Below are 17,275 nucleotides of genomic sequence, written 5' to 3' on the forward strand. Positions count from 1 at the left end.
GTTCGTGCTCGAACCTGGTTCGGTCAGTTCCGCGAACTCGTCCTGAAATGCGCTGTCAGAAACATCGAACTTAGCGTTAGCCACTCATCACCGTGAAATCACGCGTCTAAACAGGGCCCATCGATTCATTTGCTATCCTGCGACGTTCTACCGATAGAACGCCATCTATTATCAGAAAATTCACTCTACTAACTAGGAACCCCGTCGTCTCCCCGCCTGTATGCACTGGATCAACTACAGCGAGGACGACATGGAAGCGGCCGCGGAGCACAACCTGGACCAGTATGACAGTGAGGTATCGGTCGAGGGGACCGTACTGGATATGCTCGACAACCTCGACGGGCATAATCGTATTGGGGAATCAACAAGAGCCGATAATCGCGTCTATATCCGCTGACTGCACCTCGTTCTTGATCTCGTTCATCCCTTTCAGCCGGTAAATCTCGGAGTTCGCCATCTGCTCGCGCACTTCTTAGTGCTCCTTGATGTCTTTCGATTTGCACATCACCAGGCAGGTCTGGATACCTTCCTTAGAGGTGACTCCGGCTCCTCGTCTGCACAGTTCTTGACGGCGCGTTCGAAATCTGCCACCGAATCGTCCAATCGAGATACGTCTGGAACAGGTGGGCATCGCTCAGCACGAACTTGGTCATAGCCGGTGTAACCGGCCTCTAGGAATAAATAATTCCAGCTAAATTGCCGGATGCTATCCCCCACTATCAAATAACTCAGAGCCGTTGCTCAATCTATGAAGTTCTTCACCGCGGACGATGTACTCAGCCATAGCACGGCGTCAACCCCAGACGAACCGGTGACGGTCGATCTCGATGATTCAATCCAGGACGCTCTGGAGATCATGCTGGAGAACGATTTTGACCAACTACCTGTGATGAATGACAACCGAGTTGAGGGGACGGTCACCTACACGTCGATCGCCAAATTCGTGAAATCGATGGACGATCCCCAGGTGGAGGAAACCACGGTCAAGATCGCTTTGAACACGAACGCGGAATTTGTTGATCTGGATCACGATATCTTCGAGCTATTTGAAACTCTTGCCGAAGATGACTACGTCCTCCTCGGTGATCGGGATAATCTGGAAGGTATCCTGACCCGGTACGATGTGTTCTATTTCCTTGAGCACCAAGTGCAGCCGTTCCTGAAGATTGGCGAAATCGAGAATGCCCTCCGCCACCTGTTCCGCGAGTCGTTCGATGATCTGGACCAGCGGATCGAAGAGACGTTTGCTGACCGGGCGGAACACGACGACGGATACGAACCACCAGAAAAACTGGAGGATTTCTCCTTCGACGAGTACAGGATGTTTATGATGCAGAATCGTGATCAACTCCCGCGACGCATCTCGCAGGAGCGTGAAATGGTGGAAGACCTGCTCGAAGACACACGGGACATCCGCAACGCCCTCCTCCACTTCCGGGCCGAAGCTGACGAGGTCGACCGTGACGAGTTAGATATGGCCCACAGCTACTTCACCGGCATCGCTAACTCGATATAATATCCGGGCAATCAAATCTACGATTAGAACTGCGTGAGGGTGTCTACATACGTTCCAATCTCACCAAGATCCATCTCTATGATGTTGACATTGGGTCGCATCGTCGCCTCTGCCAAATACAGTACTCCCTCCATCTTCCGCTCGGTCACGGAGACCGTTGATAAGTGCGTCATTCCGATTGATCCCCGTTCAGCAGCACGGACGAAGTCGTCAAATGAACGGCTGAGAGGAGCCAAGTGTTGCTTCGTATTTGAGAATTCGGCGAACGGCCCGGTATGCTTCGCCACCCACAAGCGGTCCTTCTTCGAGAGTTGGTCCTTGACTCCATAGGTACTCTTCCCAAAGGTCCGCAGAATCGAACTGAGCGGGATATACACCTCTTCATCATCGTCGTTGAAATACACACTGATGAAGAATGGCTCCTGATGCGGTTTTCCACGCTTAGTAACGTACTCACCTTCCTGCTTCAGACGTGTCCGCCACCAGTTGCTTTTCACGATATATTGAAGGAACATGTACAGCCCGCCAAACGCGAAGTATTGCTTTGGCTTCACCGGGTAGTTGTCACGTTTCGCTTGGACGAACAGGAATCTCTCTTCCTCGGGTCCAGTAGGATACTGAACCGAGTAGTCGGCTCCGGTGACACTTTCGGCACTGCCGACACCGCCCTGCATCGGGTCATGTATATTGACCACGTATCCTCGATCCCCCTCCATCGTGATCAGGTATCGTCGAGGATCATCACACTCGTGCGTCTCTAAATCAACCGACTGAATATCCAGGCTGTCAACCCACCGCTCAAGCCATTCCAAGATCGTCTCGAAGAACTTGTCCCGTTCTCCCTCAAGTTCATCGGGACTCCAGGACCGGATACCCTCATCGATTTGCGACACGAGGTCCCAGCGAACCGTATTCTCGTCAATCACCATAGTCAGGATCAATCCCCCGCTCTATTGAATTCCATCATGATACTCGATTTAGAAAAGAGAGATGGTTTGAATGAGCGTCGGCGATTGGTCTCTACTACCTACGTATACCACCAGTCCAACGCTTCAGAGTGCCCTACCATTCCAAATCATCCAGCCAGTAGCCCGCCCTGTGGCCGTCGTCAGCGTACTGACCGGTGTAAGACCCTTCGGCTCGCGCCACCACCATATCGCGCCGTCGACCCCGTGTACGCGTACGGACTGGCGCCGTCCAGCAGCGCCCGGTAGGCCTCGTCCGCGTCCGCGTAGACCACGGCGCCGATGCCGTACCGGTCACCGCCCGCGTCACCGCTGCCCAGCAGGTACGGATCGACATACCCCTCCGTCCCGTACCCCGCTCCGTCATCCTACCGGGACGGTAACATCGCCACACACCTACGTGCAACCGGTACGTGTTCCAGATCACGCCGGAAGATTCGGCGGACCGGTACGATGCCTTAGTCGAATCGAAGATGATTCACTTCGGGAAAGTTCCTGCTGAATTCGCGCTCTGTATTCAGCAGACCGCAAAACTCCTATAAGATATTTAGAATGTAGTGTCGGAAGTGAGCTGCTTTCGTCCGATTGTCACAGTTTTCTTGCCTACTAGTAGTTTCTGAATGTGGAACGCCCACATGCCGTTCGTCAGTTTCCGGGACCGGCCGGTGAGTATCGACGAAGGCTCGCGGGAGGTGTGGCTCCCCCACGAGACCGGTGTCTCGCTGACCACCCGGGACCATCAGGACGACTACAAACAGGTGACGATGGCGGATCTGATGACCGAGACGAACTACCTCAACCCGGACGTGACTTTCATCCGATCAAGCTTGCTGGACCGTCGGACCCCTATTCGAACCAGCAGATCCTAGCGAGACTCGTCTGGGTCGTCGTCGCGTGGTGGCCGCTTTGACAGTGTATCGAATCGATCCTGTGCCCGCTCTTTGCGCTCTGCAGTGGTTTGTTCGTCGTAGGCCACTCCAACGAGTGTTTCGTCGACTACCTCGAGCTCCACGATCGCGTCGGCGTGGCGCGCTGGGTCCGGAAGCTCGTGCTCGTCGACGGTGAGATCATACAGCTCGTCACCGCCGTCCACTTCCAGTGTCGCCAGTGAGTCTTCGATGCGGTCGACAACTGCCGTGTAGGTGCCGTCCGGGATCATGAGTATGTCTCCCTGAGAACTTCCTCGCCGTCCTTGGTCGTCACGATGACTGTGTCGCCGCCGTTGTTCCAGATCGGTGTGCCCGCGCCCCAGTAGAGATCACTGTCGGTATCGGTCCCGCTCCCGGTGTGGAGCGTCACGGTCGCGTTCGGGGCGAGCGTGACGCCGTCGGGAACCGTATACGTGTGATCGGCGGCATCCGCGACAGTCCACCCGCTCAGGTTGAGCGTCTCATCGCCGGTGTTCCGGAAGACGACGTACTCGTCGTTGAGGTTCTCCTGGTCGTCGCCCGCAGCGTCCGCGTGCACAGCTTCGAGGGCGAGCGCCGGGTCGGCGCTTGCAGTCTCGGTCTCCCCGTCAGTTGCGGTGGGGGATTCCTGTGACGGGTCGATACTGCCGTTGAACGTCGCTCGTGGCGCGACGGATCCAGCCGCCCCCGGTTCGATCGGCGTTCCGTCGCGGATCGAGAGCGGGTCGGTCGGCGCCGCCTGCTGTGTCTTGACGGTGACCTGCTCGCCGTCACTGGCGAGGACGATGTTCCCGTGGGTGGCCGTCCAGTAGGCCGGGATGGAGCGGTCGGCGAGGCGCTGGAGGACTTCCTCGTGCGGGTGGCCGTACTGTGAATCGTACGCGCTCGAGATGACGACCGTCTTCGGTCCGACAGCGTCGAGCAGTGCCGGGCCGGTGCTACTCTGACTGCCGTGGTGGCCCGCTTTCAGCACCGTCGCCCGAAGTGTTTCGTCGTAGGTGTCGAGGAGGTACTGCTCCTGGTCGGCCTCGGCGTCGCCGGTGAACAGGAACCGGGTCTCCCCGTAGGTGAGCGTGAGCACGATGCTGTTCTCGTTGCGGTCGCGGTTGTCGAGATACGGTTCCGGGGGGCCGAGTACGTCGACCGAGACGCCCTCGAACGGCAACGGATCCCCGGCACGCGTCTCGTAGAGCGTGACGTTGTGCTGTTCGACGGCATCCAGGTACGCTTCGTAGGTCTGGGTACTCGCCGCGATCCCGGGGTCGTAGATCGCGCCGATGCCGTCGGCCTCGGTCTCGTAATAGTCGATGATGGCCGCGTTGCCGCCGATGTGGTCCGCGTCGGCGTGGGTGACGACGAAGTGGTCGATCCGGCTGATGTTGTGCTGTTTGAGGTATTGCAGGACGTGCTCCCCGTCAGTCCTGAAGTCGCCGGAATCGATCAGCATCGTCTCGTTCGTCGGCCCGACGACCAGCGTACTCACCGACTGGCCGACGTTGATGAAGTGGACTTCCAGTGTCCCGTTCGGTGTCGTCGCCGTTTGGGTCGTGGTCGCTGCTGGCGTCGGGGTTGGGTGATCGCTGCTGGTTTCGAGTGCCGAGGTATCTGGGGGGCCAGCATCGGACTGGGTTAGTCCGACACAGCCCGAGAGAACCACGAGCACGACGAACCAGCCCACGAGTAGCGAGCGACGACGAGTCACGCCGCTCGATAGGTGCGTCGCATGGAACAGTCTTGTGTTTTGGTATCGTATGACATATTTACAACTCGACCGGACTGTGTCGGTCAGCGACCGGATACGAGCTCAATCGCTGGCATCAACCTGTGCCGCTTCGAACCCGCTCGCACGCACCCGGAGCGGGAACCACCCCTCCTCGTCGATCCCCAGCAGCGCCTCGGAAAAGCCGTCCTCGTCGTTGCCCGCCTTCGCCGTCCGGATCCAGTTCACTTCGCGCTCGCTCAGCCCGAACCAGTCGGCGAGTTTGTCTGTCTCCTCCTGTACGCGGTGGATGAGCGTGAGCGAACAGAGATCGGCGATGGTCTTTGCCTCGGGCGTCAGCGCGAACTCGCCGCCGGTCTGCGTGATGAACTGCAGCGAGAGGTCGTAGTGGCGACTGTGCCGGACCGCCGTCTCCAGAAACTCCAGCGAGGTGGCGTCGTTCAGCAGGTAGTGCGCCTCGTCGATGGCGAAGACGACGCGCTTGTCCGTGCCCTTCGCGCGCTCGTAGACGGCGTTGAACAGCACCTGCATCATCAGACTCGTCTCCGAGCGACCCGTGGCGCCCTCCTCCTGATGAAGGTCGAGATACAGCACCGACGAATCCAGGTCGAAGCTCGTTTGCTCGGCGAGGTTGGCGAGGTCGCCACCTTCCCGAAACGACGGGCGGAGATCCGTTAGCAGTGATTGGGCGTCGCTCCGGACCTTCTCCTGTTCGGCGTCGGTCGCGTAGCCGAACTCGCCCGGGGCGTCCAGCAGGTCTTCGAGGACGCCGATCACGTCCCGAACGGTCGGCGATTCGTTGTCGTGGGTCGACGGATCCCGAGTGATCCCCTGTCGCTCGTAGGCCTCCTGGACCGCTCGCCGCAACGTCTGTTTGCGGTCGCCCAGCGGGTTCGACGCGATGTGCTCGAAAAACGTCTCGAAGAAGGTGAGCACCCACGACAGTTGCTCGGCCCACGGGTCCAGATCCGGGACGTCCTGCAGCACCTCGTCGGGCGTCGCCCGGAGTTCGAGCGGGTTGAGCCCGCGCGTCCCGCCGACGGTGATCCGCTCACCACCGAGCGTGTCGTTCACGCCGGCGAACCCGCCCAGCGGGTCGAGCATGATGATGACCGTGTCCTGGTCGTACATCGCCCGCCGGAGCAGCTGGAGTTTCGTCGAGAAGGATTTGCCTGCACCGAGTTGTCCGATGACCATGGCACAGTAGCCCGTCTCGCGCTCGAACCGGTCGAGGATGAGCGGGCTCTCGTTGAGCGCGTAGGTGCCGTACTCGATCCCCGGTTCGGCGAAGGCGCCGGCGACGAACGGGAACATCGCCCCCACGGCGCCGGCGAGCATCGGCGTCGCCGTGTCCAGCGACTCGTCGAGTTTGTCGATGCCGACCGGGCTGGCCGAGACGAACGCGTCGAGCTGCGTCCACCGCGGCGTGACGGGCGTCAGGTTCGTCGGGGACTGCCGCGCCGTGTTCGTGACGCCGTCGGTCTGCAGGTCGTCTTTCGAGTCGCCCTGCACGGCGAGGTACATCGACACGTCGAACGCGGTCATCGACGTGTTCCGGAGGGCGTCGTACAGCGCCTGGTAGTCCTGCAGGTCCTTCGCGACGCCGCGGGCGCCGGCCTTGCGTTTCTCCTCGAGGTACTCCCGGTCGGCTTCGAGGTCCTCGATGGTGTTTTCGAGCGTGTCCAGCGTCGCGTTCGTGTCCCGTGGCGCGATGTGGAGACTGATGTCCGTCCGGCGGGTGGCTGCGGTCGAATACAGCGTCTCGAAGAGCCCGTCGCGCGGCCGGTCGGGGAACTCACCGGCCCACAGGGTTCGGGCCCACTGGTCGCCGGTGCGCACGGCGCTGGGTTCGGGCTCGATGCTCGACGGCGTGACGACGGTCTGGTGGATGTCGGGGATCTCGGGGACCGGATCGGACGCGTCACTCTCCGCCGGGTCGTAGTCGACGCTGACCCGATCCGTATCGGGCGCCCCCTCGTCTGGGACGTCGGCTTCGGGTCTGTCTTCGGCGCTGTCTGTGGACTCCGCCCGGCCGTCTGCATCGTCATTCGCTGTTGCCGTCTCGTCTCGTGTCGGGATCACCGACAGGAGCGCGTCGATCATCGGTCCGGCCCCCTGACGATCCCACGGGTCCGCAGCACCTGGTCGAGATTCCCGTACGTCTGGGATCCGTCACTCCAGTACTCGCCGATGAGTTTGCTGGCCTCCGTCGCGTCGATCCGGTGGGCTGTACAGCCCTCGATGTTCCGCAGCCCCGCCCGGACCCGGTCGAGGCGGTCGTCGAGTTCGTCGAGCAGTGCCGCCCGCTCGACGGCTTCCCGGGGCGCAAACAGTTCGCGAACGAACAGGCCGAGCACGGGGAGGCCGGCGAGTTGCTCGGCGAGACTCGCCTCGTCGAACTGGACCTCCGCGGGCGTCACCGGGACGACGACGTAGTGGTCGCGGATGGTCATCCGCCGCTCGGCGAGCTCCTGCTCGTACCACTCGACGTAGTGCTCGATGAGCGATTCGAGCTGAGGGTTGGCCTCGACATCGGGGTCGTCGAGGCGGGCTTCGTACCGGGCGAGATGCTCGTCGACGGGGAACGGTTGGGTCGTCGAGTAGATCTGGATGGGGAACTCGACGGTCGTGTTCAGGAAGTCCTGGAACGACTCGGCCTTCCGGCCCCACTCCTCGTCCGTCGCCAGCGCCATCGTCGGCGGGATGACCTGGACGAGCCCGACCATCGCCCCGTCGGTCCGCTCGACCGCATCGCGGTCGGGGTAGACGCGTTCGACGTGGGTGTATGCTTTGGCCGCCTCGTGGTCGATCTCGTCGGCCCGGGCGTGAAAGCGGAACATCGAGGTGACCCAGTCGGCGCTGGTGGTGTACGCCGGCGTCAGGTAGACGAACACTGCCCCGGCCGCGATCAGCACGCCTGCCAGCGGGACGGTTAGCGCGTCCACCCGATACCCGCGGATGGCCACGTCCGCGGGGATCACCAGCTGGAAGAGGAGGACGACTACGACGCCCGGGCACAACGCCACAGCGAGGTCGGTCAGCGTGTAGCTGCCCAGTAGTTTCGTGCCGGTGCCGAGCGATTTCGGGATGCGTCTTGCGGGGTTGCGATCTTCCATCGTCAATTATAGCGTGACTCTTCGTCGGTTCCACTGCGCTGTTCGCCGTCGGTCGAACGGTCTTCCTCGCGAACCCGTTCCGGACGTGCGTCAAAATCACCGGTCGAACGGTCTTCCTCGCGAACCCGTTCCGGACGTGCGTCAAAATCACCGGTCGAACGGTCTTCCTCACGAACCCGTTCCGGGCGTGCGTCAAAATCGCCGGTCGAACGGTCGTCCTCACGAACCCGTTCCGGACCTGCGTCGAACTCGTCGGTCCGCTGCACCCTGTCACTCGTGTCTCTGGAGCCGGTGTCATCAAGAGTCAAATCACCACTCATCGATCGCGTCGGTCTACCCGTGTTCTCGTTCCCAATCTGGGCACCTCCCCGTTCGGAATTCTGGAACATCCCCCGGAGTCGCGATCCAGTGTCGTTGAGTCGTGAGCCCGCGGCGTGGACACGGGAGGCCCCGGAGTCGAACACGGCCTGCCCGTCGGGCTTGACCGCCGCCTGTCCACGGGTCCCCCGGACGAAATTCCGACCGCTGTGGACTGCAGACTGGCCAAGCTCTCGTGTCCGGCTGAACCGCGCTCGGGCACGACGCGACGATGCATGGCGGGACGCACTCTGCGCCATGAAGAAGATTGACCCGGCCTGCCAGAACAGGACGAACGGCGAAGCGATGGCGACGATTGGGATGACAAGGCCGGCAAGCCAAGTCGTCAGTCCTTGTGTAGAAAATCCAAAATTCTGTCCAAGGATTTGAGCTAGTTGGAATAGGAATGCGACTGGGACCGGCATGAATAGAAATGGGACGTAGAATCCAGACAGCCGTTTCATGAACTTTGAGACGAGAGAGAATGGACCGACTCCAGGGATCCAAAGCGCGATTAGAATCGGCATCAGCAGGGTGAATAGGTACAGTACGACGATTCGAATGAAATAGATAGCAATTACCAGACATAGGAGAAAGAAGTCAACAGAAAGTACTATCGCCGTCGTTAGAGCACCGACTGAACCAAATGAAATCGTTTTGAATAGGGAGATCTGTGAAAGGTCCGGTGCAACAAATATTGCTAGTTCGTTTATGAACTGGCGTGCAAGGGCATCCAACCACCACCAAGACAATATTCCCAATAATCCGGCGAATGATCGCCTCTTGAGCTTAGATTTATGATAGCCACTAAAGAGATAACTTGTCGACTCTAAAAATATAACAATACCAATAGAAAGTGTCCATAGCAATAGCGAAAGTGGGATGATTTGATCCCAGTAGAAGGCATAGAGATCCGGCCAGGAACTATTCGACGGTGTGTCAAAAATCGAATTTGGATGTGGTGTCCCTACAATAATTGAAATCACGTCATTTCCATACGTTTCGATGAGGTTTCTAAATGGGTTGAATAGAACCCTCAGAGCCTCTTTGATCGCCCAGACGATCGTGTCGCCGAGAGCACCCCCACCACCGTTATTCCCACTTTGTGCCTGAGTAGTACCAATCAGAGACTGAGATGCTATACAGAGGAAAATCCCGTTGACCCACTTTGAGCTCTTATTCATTGTTCTCCGACGGCTTCTTCAAGGGTTTTACTGAGATTTCGCTGCAGGTACTCGCGAAGTTGGCGCTAATCTGTTCACCAGTAAGAGTTGCTCTCAATCGCTCCCTAGCATTTGTCCCAATTCCCGATAGAACAAGGACTGAGAGCTCTACTGTATAGCTATCACAATGATCCTCGTTGGCAAGAAGGAACGGTGAATCAGTGCCCAGTAGTTCCGAAGAGACTCCTGGTTCCAAGAGTACATCTTCTTTGGACTCTGGTTTTTCTAAATTCTGGAGTGGGACTGTCTTCGCGTAATCATTCGTGGGGATATGATTTGCATCCCGATCTAACGCATCCTCATACCCAACGTAGTAGACCCACGTTGGGCCGGTGCCTGTATTCTCGACTGTAACGAGGAGATTTGCTCGATTGGACGGCGTCGGCCGTCCACCCGAGTACGGCTGTACCTCGGTGATTTCGAGTTGAGGTTCCAGTGGAAACGTCTTGGAGGCGACTTCTTCGTCGTCAGAAATTGCGACGAGCGAATGCTCACCGGGCGTATAGTGCCAGCCGCGCCTGTAATCGAAGAGGCCGAGCTCTGCGCTCGTCGCCCCTGTGGCGACTTCGGTTGACCTGAAGAGACTCCCGGACGGCCCAATGAGGTTGAGCTTCGTTACGTCGTGGTCCTCTTTGAACTCGACCGCGAGCGCGGACCCCGAAATGGAGGTCTCCTGGATCGTGGCTGTGCTGGCGACGTTTCCGACAGGGCCGAGACTCGAACAGCCAGCGACACCCGCGGTTGCCACTGCGATGCCACCCTTCAACAGCTGCCGTCGCGAACGCTTTTCGGTCATTGCAATCCCCTCCATGGTGGCCAGATCGGCATCCCTGTGATCCGGTCGATGAGGAACACGGCCAGCAGGAACAGCCCGACCGGGACGCCCGCCCGATACAGGTAGCGCACGAGGATGAGTGCCGTCCCCTCGACGCTCGTGGAGTCGGTGTCGGCGACGTAGCTGGTCGGCCGCAGCCACCAGTCCCATGGCTCGAAGCGAGCCGTGATCGCACCGGCTGGCCGGTCGATGGTCGTCGTGACGGTGCCGTCGGCGCCGGTCTCGACGCGGTTGCCGGCGACGCGGACGTAGCCCTCGGTGTCCGTGGTCCGGATCGGCGTCCCTGTTTCGGCGTCACGGAGCGTCACGCGAACGGTCGCCGTCCGCGCGGTCGTGTTCAGGACCGTCAGCGTCAGGTTACTGCGGTGGATCGTGATTTCGGTGAAATACTGCGGGTCCAGATCCCACTGAGTGCCTCGAACCAATCCGGAGATCCGCACGTCGTCCATCGTCGCGTTCGGCGTCTCGAAGCGGGTCGCCAGCCGGTAGCTCGCCGTGTACGGCTGTTCGAGGACATCCAGGTGGACCGTGGACGGAAGTGTCGGCGGACGCCGTTGGCGGCCCCTGACATCGAGCAGCGAGACGGTGTCGGCCGGCGCGACGGTCGGCCCCGTCTTGATCGGGTAGGCCGAGATCTGCAACGGATGGACCGGCGAGTGGGACGTGTTCCGTCCCTCGGCCGTCGCTGTCACCATCGTGTCCCAGCCGGGGTCGCGAGCCGAATAGAAGCGCCAGACGCCGCTGACGCGGCCTTCGGGCAGCCGATAGCCAAGCCAGGGCCCCGTCTTGACGATCATCAGGCCCAGGTCGCCGTCGGGATACCGGGCGTAAGCGCCGCCGGCCAGCAGCGCATGCGCTCTCACGTCGACCGCGTCGGTGACGGTCACCGTCTCCTCGACGGTCGTCGTGTTCGTCTCCCAGGCGACGCAGGTTATTTTGTAATCACCGTCCCCGGTGCGATTCACGACCGTCCGGTTCGCACACCACCGACGGGTCCGCGTCAGCGACGCCGAGATGTTCGCCTGGAGTTGCAGCGTGTTGGTCGCTCCGCGGTCGTCCCGGAGGTCGTAGGCCAGCCGCTGGGCGTGGGCCCCACCGGTCTTGGCTTCGCGTTCGCCGTCGACGCGGAGCGTAGTGTTGGCGATGGTGTGGTTGGTCCGCGCCCAGGTGATCGTCTCCCACCGAGTGTCCAAGTCGTCGGGCACCGGCACTCGGTAGTCGACGGTGGCGAACACCTGCCCCTGCTTGGCGACGTACAGCGGCTGCCGGTCGGGCGTGAGCCGGACGCGTGTCGACGGCTGCACGGTGAAAATCTCGACGTACGCGTCGCGAACGACGGTCCCGTCCGTCGGCGTCGCGGCGGCCGGATACATCGCTGTCCCCGGCCCGGTGGCCGGGACCGTCGGGAGCTGCTCGCGGTTCCACTCCGCGACGGCCTCGGGTGGGCGGTTGAACGGGATGTCGGTCGTCGCCGCGAGCGACCGGGTGGCCGACCCGCTGTGGTTGCGTAGCGTCGCCCGGGAGACCGTATCGCGGTCCCGCGACCACAGGGCGGGGTCGGTGTCGTGGTGGGCGGTAATGTTGGGTGCGACGACGCTGTCGGTCGGCCGGGCGACCGACTGGGTCGCGACGACGGCGCTCAGGGCGAGGAGGGCGGCCAGCGTCGTTCCCACGCCCAGCGAGCGGGTCAAAGACTGCAACTCGCCCCACCCGCCACGACGGACGTGAGCAGGAACTGCAGGATCGTCGTCCCCAGCGGCGCGACGAGGACCCCCCAGACGACCGCCTGGATGCGCATCGATTTGAGTTCCTTCTTCGTGTCCGCGCGCCGGAACAGCGGGATCGCGATCGTCGCCCCCAGCGCGACGAGGCCGCCGACCAGCGGGCCGCCGAACTGGATGAGCGTGAAGAGGTTCCGGATCGTGTCCGCGAGATTCGTCTCGCAGAAGCTACTCCCGACGCCGGACCCGCTGGCCGTCGTCTGCGCGCTCGCCGGCTCGATCGCGAACAGGACCAGCGACCCGGCGACGAGCGCGAGCGTCGCGACGCGCCCCCAACGCGTCCGAGTGTTCGTGTCGTTCGATTCCCCCTGTCTGCCAGCCTCGCTAGTGTCGAACATTGTTCGAGCATCGCCACGGACCGGGTCCGCCTCTCCCCCCGGACAGGCGGTGGCGGGCGATTGTCATTGCATAGTTCGCCCGTCTTGTCATAAATAACTTGTTTCTCACAGTCATTTATCGACGTGGTAATTGCGATATGTGAATGTGGGTTGAAAGTATGGGCAGCGAACGAGGAACCCCCAACAGCGGGAGTCCCGTCTCGAATCTCCCGCAAAACGGTCACACAAATTGCCCTAGCGATCCGTTTGGTCCGTCAACAGCGACCTGGGCTGCATCGACTTAGGATCGCAGCGAGTCCCTCCGCAGTCACAACTGCTATGTGACAATCCACCACACTGAGAGTCGTCCGCATACGCGGACACCGTCACCACCACTTCGGATGTCAGAGGCCCGGACCTGCCCTCCTAACCATGCGTCTCACCCGTTGGGCATCAGGGCTCCCAGGCATCCATCCGTTTCTGCAGTGACACTATAGTCAGAACCCGGTCCGATACATACTGTGACGGAGTTGAATCCACCGGGGATGGGAGGCTGATCACCGACCGGCCCCAAGCACACAATGAGTGTCCCCTCCTGCAGCGGATCTGCGAACCAGGCGCTCTGAGTTCAGTCGGGCAACTCCTTCCGGCCAGTACGGACACAGTCCCAGCACGGGAACTCATCGAGACACTCCGCGCAGTGGGCTGCTGTGGCATCAGAGACGGCATCGTCCCCTGCTGGTTGCCCGTCGGTTGGCCCGTCGGAGTGTGGTCCCGAAGCGCCGACGCGGCCGCCGTCCGCGGCGACTGATCGCGAGTCAGATGTTACGGCGTCGAGGAGCGGCCGTCGGATCGCGACGGCGACGCGGTGTTTGCAGGCGCCCTCGTACTGCTCGTCAGCCGGGCACTCACACGTGGCCGGGACGCCCTCGTCGACGCGGACGCGATACTCGTGGTCGCTGGGGTCGGGGTGGCTGCCGTTGCGAACGCGGATGCCACCGTCGACGAGCGAAAACTCGAAGGCTTCGTACTGGGCGCGCTTTGCGACGCGGGTCGAAAACTCCAGTCGTTCGAGCGGGTGCATGCTATCGGAGCGCCCGTTGGTGAGCGCCCCGCCCCTCCAGGGCGCCGACAAACACGACGCGGGCAGCGCTACCCGACCTCGTAGGTCGCGATGCCCTGATGGCCGCAGGTCGGACAGCGCTCGCACCCGGCGTCGACGGTGGCGCCACAGCGGCGACACTCGTGGACCCGCTCGGGCCGGTCGGCCAGCAGGCGGGCGCGGAGCCAGGCCCGTATCATCGCGGCCAGTCGGCGCGGTCGGCTTCGACCGTGTCGCGGTGGGTGCGGACCGTCACCGGCGCCACGTCGGCCTCGCTGGCCAGGTCCTGCTGGACGATGTCGACGCCGTGGTCGCGGCAGGCGACGGCGAGACACCCGGCTGCGAACCCCGCGGGATGGGGACCGATACTTTCGCCGGCCGCCCACGCCCGTTCCGCGAGTGCGCGGGCGTGGGATTCCGTCCGGGCAGGTACGTCCATCGCCGACGCCAGCGCCGGGATGAACGCCCGCGGCCGCTGCGGTGGGGCCGGCAGGCCCAGTTCGTCGTTGAGCACGTCGTAGGCGTTGGTGACCCGCTCGCGGTCGACCTGCGCGACCGCCGCGACCTCGCCGAGCGTCCGGGTGACCTCGGTACACCGACAGACCGCGTACACCGCGGCCGCGGCGAACGCCTCGATGGAGCGCCCGCGCAGCAGATCCGCCTGCTGGGCGCTGCGGAACAGCGAGCTCGCTTGCTCGCGGTCGTCGTGGTCGAGGCCGAGCGCGCCGACCAGCCGTGCGATCTCCGTACAGCCGTGGGCGAGGTTGCGTTCGGCCTTCGACCGCCACTTCGCGCGGGTGTGCTCGCGGCGCAACCGGCCCAGCTGGCGCTGTTTCCGGTCGGGGAGTTGGTTGCCCTTGCCGTCGGTCGTGTGGCCGATCTTCGTCGAGAGGCCCCGATCGTGGCGCGCTTCGGTCAGCGGCGCGCCCGTCCGGCGCCGGTCGGTGTCGTCCTCGTCGAAGGTGCGCGGGCCGCGTCGGTCGACCCGGCAGGCGTCGACGACGAGGCCGCACTCGCTGCAGCGGGTCTCGCCCCCGTCCGTTCGGAGGTGCCCGTCGCACTCGGGACAGTCGTCGGCAGGGATCGTTCGGCCGTGCTGTTCGTCGAAGCCACGTTCGTAGGGTTCTGTCGTCGCCATCGGAAGTCAGCGCGAGGCCTGTCTGGTGGCCCCCGCACCCCTCCCAGGGGGCGACAAACCCGACCGTCGCGGCACACCGGCCTTCGAGTGAATCAGGCGCCGACGACGCACTCTCCGGGCTGTAGACGGTTACTGCGGCGTGTCGTCACACCGGTGACCAAGGATGCCCCATCGTCGCTGCCACCCTCGATGATGCTCCGTCCGTCACCCGGTTGACGCCGCTGCCGGTCGTACCCCGGGCGAGACCGAAGTCGTCCAGTCCCGTCCGGACTGTCCACCCTTCCTCGCGATGGCGGTGTGTATACATCCGGACAAGCTGTGGTTCTTCGAGCGGGGCCAGAACCGAACGAACCTCCCCGACGATATCCTGTCAGCTCGATTCGGAGCGCGTGCGGGAATCCCTGGGCCTATCCTGAAGCAGTCGACTCCGAGCCGTCACCGCGCGGCAGTCCGAACTCGACTTCGATCCGGACGGTGTCGTAGGGAACGTAGGGCCGCTTCGCGCGTCCGTTCTCCTCGAAGTGGATAATCTCGTACTCGGCCAGCAGATGGAGGTCGTCGTGGACATCGTGTACATCGCGGGTGAGACGGCTGGCGAGATCACGGATACTCTCTGGTGGCTGTTCCATCACCGCTTCGAGGAGCTCCATCCGCCGGTCGGTGAGCAGCTCGCGAAGCCGGGAGCGGTCTTCGAAGTTCACGACGTGGGGCACTGCCTCTCCTTGCTCCCAGCGTTCGGCGCGCTCGACAGCCGCTGCCTGTGCCTGGTCCGACGGAAGCGACGTGATCCGAAGCGTCGACGGGTACTCGATGTCGTCCGCGTCGGGCGTGAACTCCTCGTGTGTGGGTTCGGTGTCAGTTTCGTTGCTCATAGATGTCATCCACCTCGTTCCGGAAGTCGTCGATCAGGTCCGAGAGGCTCGTGAACTCCAGGGGCTCGATGTCCCCATCGGGCGGGTGCCGATGATGTCGACCGATATCCGGGTGGTGTGGCGCGTTGTCGAACCGGAGGAGCGTCTCGCCCGTAGCACTGGTGTACTGAAAGCTGTATTTGAGCCCCTCCGGGAACTCCTCGCTGACCGGGACTTGCCACGCGACCAGCTCGTACTCGCTGCCGTCCGGCTTCTCACCGTAGTCCCGGTACAGCTCCGTCGCTGGCGTCGTCTCCGTAGTGTTGGGGTACGGCCCCAACAATGTTAAGCGTTCGCCCAATTAGATGCCGGGCCCCGTCGGAGACGCAGCAGGCATCGACGACGAAGAGACAGTCGGTACAGCGCGTCTCACCGCCACCGATTCTGAGTCGCCTGTCGCCTTTCGGGGTATCGTCGGCTGGGATCGTTCGACCGTGCTGTTCGTCGAAGCCACGTTCGGAGGGATCTGTCGTCGCCATCGGAAGTCAGCGCGAGGCCTGTCTGGTGGCCCCCGCACCCCTCCCAGGGGGCGACAAACCCGACCGTCGCGACACACCGGCCTTCGAGTGTATCGTGGCCGTTACTGGACGAGCCGCGGCTTACGGACGATCAGCTCCTCGGTGTCGTCGATCCAGGCGTCGAGTTTCTGGGCCATGTACTCGATGGCTTCCGCCCAGGTGAACACGCCGCGGTCGAGCATGTCGCCGACCGTGTCCTTGAGCCCGCGGAACTCCCCTTGGGCGAAGCCGTCGCCGACGGGCTCGCCCTCGTACCACCGGACGGTTCTGAGTGCGCCGTTGCCGACCGTGGGTGCGTCCTCGACCGTCTCGCAGTCGTACTGCAGCCCGAACCAGTGGGTGCGGTAGGCCGTGACCTGGTAGTCGGTGTCGACGACGTAGCAGGCCTCGTGGTGGAGGAAGTCGAGGTGGTCGTCGATGAGCTCGTCGATGGTGATACCGACCGCCCATGGGTCGATGTCGACCTGTCGGGGCGGGATGTCGTGGGCGTCGAGGACGCGGTCGACGCCGCGGTCGGTCGTGGCTACGCGGAGTCGTCGGTGGACGGTTCGGAGTGTCTCCTCGGGGTCGTCGCCACCGAAGGGCGTCCCCTCGGTAATAGCTGGTTTGAGTCGGAGGTCCTGGGCGCCCCAGTGCGAGTAATGCAGGTTGTACGTGCTATCCGGTCGTTCGTAGGCGACGAGTGCGCGATGTCCCATTGGTACTCCGCGGGGGTCTGGTTCCCCCGCACCCCTCCCAGGGGGCGACAAACGAACCGTGCCGTTGCACACCGGAGTTCGAATGAACGAATTGATCGGTTCGCCAGCTACGCAGGGATCCCCTTTCGGTCAGTCCGGTCCGGGCACCGTACCCTGAACCGCGTCCGCCA

17 protein-coding genes and 2 pseudogenes are annotated in these 17,275 nt (G+C 62.4%); 4 read left to right on the top strand and 15 right to left on the bottom strand.

All coding sequences use genetic code 11. The features are described from left to right. The 3 genes and pseudogenes from ACMGFG_RS21955 to ACMGFG_RS21965 all read left to right on the top strand — a co-directional run. A pseudogene (locus ACMGFG_RS21955) lies at positions 1 to 96 on the top strand (IS5/IS1182 family transposase); the annotation flags it as partial. A 124-nt stretch (positions 97 to 220) separates the two neighbouring features. Next, complete coding sequence (locus ACMGFG_RS21960; protein WP_436932429.1) at positions 221 to 397, top strand: hypothetical protein; 177 nt, start codon at positions 221 to 223, stop codon at positions 395 to 397. Between the two features lie 351 nt (positions 398 to 748). Beyond that, positions 749 to 1,516 (top strand): CBS domain-containing protein, encoded by a 768-nt coding sequence (locus ACMGFG_RS21965; protein ID WP_436932430.1) that lies wholly within the window; start codon positions 749 to 751, stop codon positions 1,514 to 1,516. 23 nt (positions 1,517 to 1,539) lie between these two features. Here the strand turns inward: ACMGFG_RS21965 and ACMGFG_RS21970 are convergent, their stop codons facing one another. Further along, a complete protein-coding gene (locus ACMGFG_RS21970; RefSeq protein ID WP_436932431.1) occupies positions 1,540 to 2,445 on the bottom strand; it encodes a hypothetical protein in 906 nt (301 codons plus the stop codon). 656 nt (positions 2,446 to 3,101) lie between these two features. Between ACMGFG_RS21970 and ACMGFG_RS21975 the strand changes: the two are divergent. Further along, positions 3,102 to 3,299 (top strand): annotated as a pseudogene (locus ACMGFG_RS21975) (hypothetical protein); the annotation flags it as partial. A gap of 47 nt (positions 3,300 to 3,346) precedes the next feature. Here the strand turns inward: ACMGFG_RS21975 and ACMGFG_RS21980 are convergent. The 14 genes from ACMGFG_RS21980 to ACMGFG_RS22045 all read right to left on the bottom strand — a co-directional run bounded on the left by ACMGFG_RS21980 (position 3,347) and on the right by ACMGFG_RS22045 (position 17,105). Next, the gene (locus ACMGFG_RS21980) at positions 3,347 to 3,640 is read right to left on the bottom strand and encodes a DUF3006 domain-containing protein (RefSeq protein ID WP_436932432.1); all 294 of its coding nucleotides are present in this window, start codon (positions 3,638 to 3,640) and stop codon (positions 3,347 to 3,349) included. Continuing rightward, complete coding sequence (locus ACMGFG_RS21985) at positions 3,637 to 5,091, bottom strand: lamin tail domain-containing protein (RefSeq protein WP_436932433.1); 1,455 nt, start codon at positions 5,089 to 5,091, stop codon at positions 3,637 to 3,639. The genes ACMGFG_RS21980 and ACMGFG_RS21985 overlap by 4 nt, the downstream gene beginning before the upstream one ends. Positions 5,092 to 5,193: 102 nt before the next feature. Continuing rightward, a complete protein-coding gene (locus tag ACMGFG_RS21990) occupies positions 5,194 to 7,212 on the bottom strand; it encodes a VirB4 family type IV secretion system protein (RefSeq protein WP_436932434.1) in 2,019 nt (672 codons plus the stop codon). Continuing rightward, the gene (locus ACMGFG_RS21995; protein WP_436932435.1) at positions 7,209 to 8,225 is read right to left on the bottom strand and encodes a TraC-like domain-containing protein; all 1,017 of its coding nucleotides are present in this window, start codon (positions 8,223 to 8,225) and stop codon (positions 7,209 to 7,211) included. The genes ACMGFG_RS21990 and ACMGFG_RS21995 overlap by 4 nt, the downstream gene beginning before the upstream one ends. Positions 8,226 to 8,227: 2 nt before the next feature. Then, entirely contained in the window at positions 8,228 to 9,766 is a 1,539-nt protein-coding gene (locus ACMGFG_RS22000) for a TrbL/VirB6 family protein (RefSeq protein WP_436932436.1), read from the bottom strand. Beyond that, positions 9,759 to 10,601, bottom strand: a complete 843-nt coding sequence (locus ACMGFG_RS22005; protein WP_436932437.1) for a twin-arginine translocation signal domain-containing protein — start codon at positions 10,599 to 10,601, stop codon at positions 9,759 to 9,761. Before ACMGFG_RS22005 ends, ACMGFG_RS22000 begins: the two co-directional genes overlap by 8 nt. Next, positions 10,598 to 12,331: a DUF8186 domain-containing protein gene (locus ACMGFG_RS22010; RefSeq protein ID WP_436932438.1), complete on the bottom strand. Its 1,734-nt coding sequence runs from the start codon at positions 12,329 to 12,331 to the stop codon at positions 10,598 to 10,600. Before ACMGFG_RS22010 ends, ACMGFG_RS22005 begins: the two co-directional genes overlap by 4 nt. Further along, the gene (locus ACMGFG_RS22015) at positions 12,328 to 12,759 is read right to left on the bottom strand and encodes a hypothetical protein (protein WP_436932439.1); all 432 of its coding nucleotides are present in this window, start codon (positions 12,757 to 12,759) and stop codon (positions 12,328 to 12,330) included. Before ACMGFG_RS22015 ends, ACMGFG_RS22010 begins: the two co-directional genes overlap by 4 nt. Positions 12,760 to 13,366: 607 nt before the next feature. Continuing rightward, positions 13,367 to 13,822: an SWIM zinc finger family protein gene (locus ACMGFG_RS22020; RefSeq protein ID WP_436932440.1), complete on the bottom strand. Its 456-nt coding sequence runs from the start codon at positions 13,820 to 13,822 to the stop codon at positions 13,367 to 13,369. 68 nt (positions 13,823 to 13,890) lie between these two features. Beyond that, positions 13,891 to 14,040 (bottom strand): hypothetical protein, encoded by a 150-nt coding sequence (locus ACMGFG_RS22025; RefSeq protein WP_436932441.1) that lies wholly within the window; start codon positions 14,038 to 14,040, stop codon positions 13,891 to 13,893. Then, complete coding sequence (locus ACMGFG_RS22030) at positions 14,037 to 14,978, bottom strand: transcription initiation factor IIB (RefSeq protein ID WP_436932442.1); 942 nt, start codon at positions 14,976 to 14,978, stop codon at positions 14,037 to 14,039. Before ACMGFG_RS22030 ends, ACMGFG_RS22025 begins: the two co-directional genes overlap by 4 nt. Before the next feature lie 407 nt (positions 14,979 to 15,385). Then, on the bottom strand, positions 15,386 to 15,850 hold the full coding sequence (locus ACMGFG_RS22035) for an HVO_A0114 family putative DNA-binding protein (protein WP_436932443.1): 465 nt from the start codon (positions 15,848 to 15,850) through the stop codon (positions 15,386 to 15,388). After that, complete coding sequence (locus ACMGFG_RS22040) at positions 15,834 to 16,124, bottom strand: toxin-antitoxin system TumE family protein (protein ID WP_436932479.1); 291 nt, start codon at positions 16,122 to 16,124, stop codon at positions 15,834 to 15,836. Before ACMGFG_RS22040 ends, ACMGFG_RS22035 begins: the two co-directional genes overlap by 17 nt. Positions 16,125 to 16,469: 345 nt before the next feature. Beyond that, positions 16,470 to 17,105, bottom strand: a complete 636-nt coding sequence (locus tag ACMGFG_RS22045) for a DUF6735 family protein (RefSeq protein WP_436932444.1) — start codon at positions 17,103 to 17,105, stop codon at positions 16,470 to 16,472. Positions 17,106 to 17,275 lie beyond the last annotated feature (170 nt).

It is taken from the genome of Halosimplex halobium (assembly GCF_051414055.1).
GTDB classification, from domain to species: domain Archaea; phylum Halobacteriota; class Halobacteria; order Halobacteriales; family Haloarculaceae; genus Halosimplex; species Halosimplex halobium.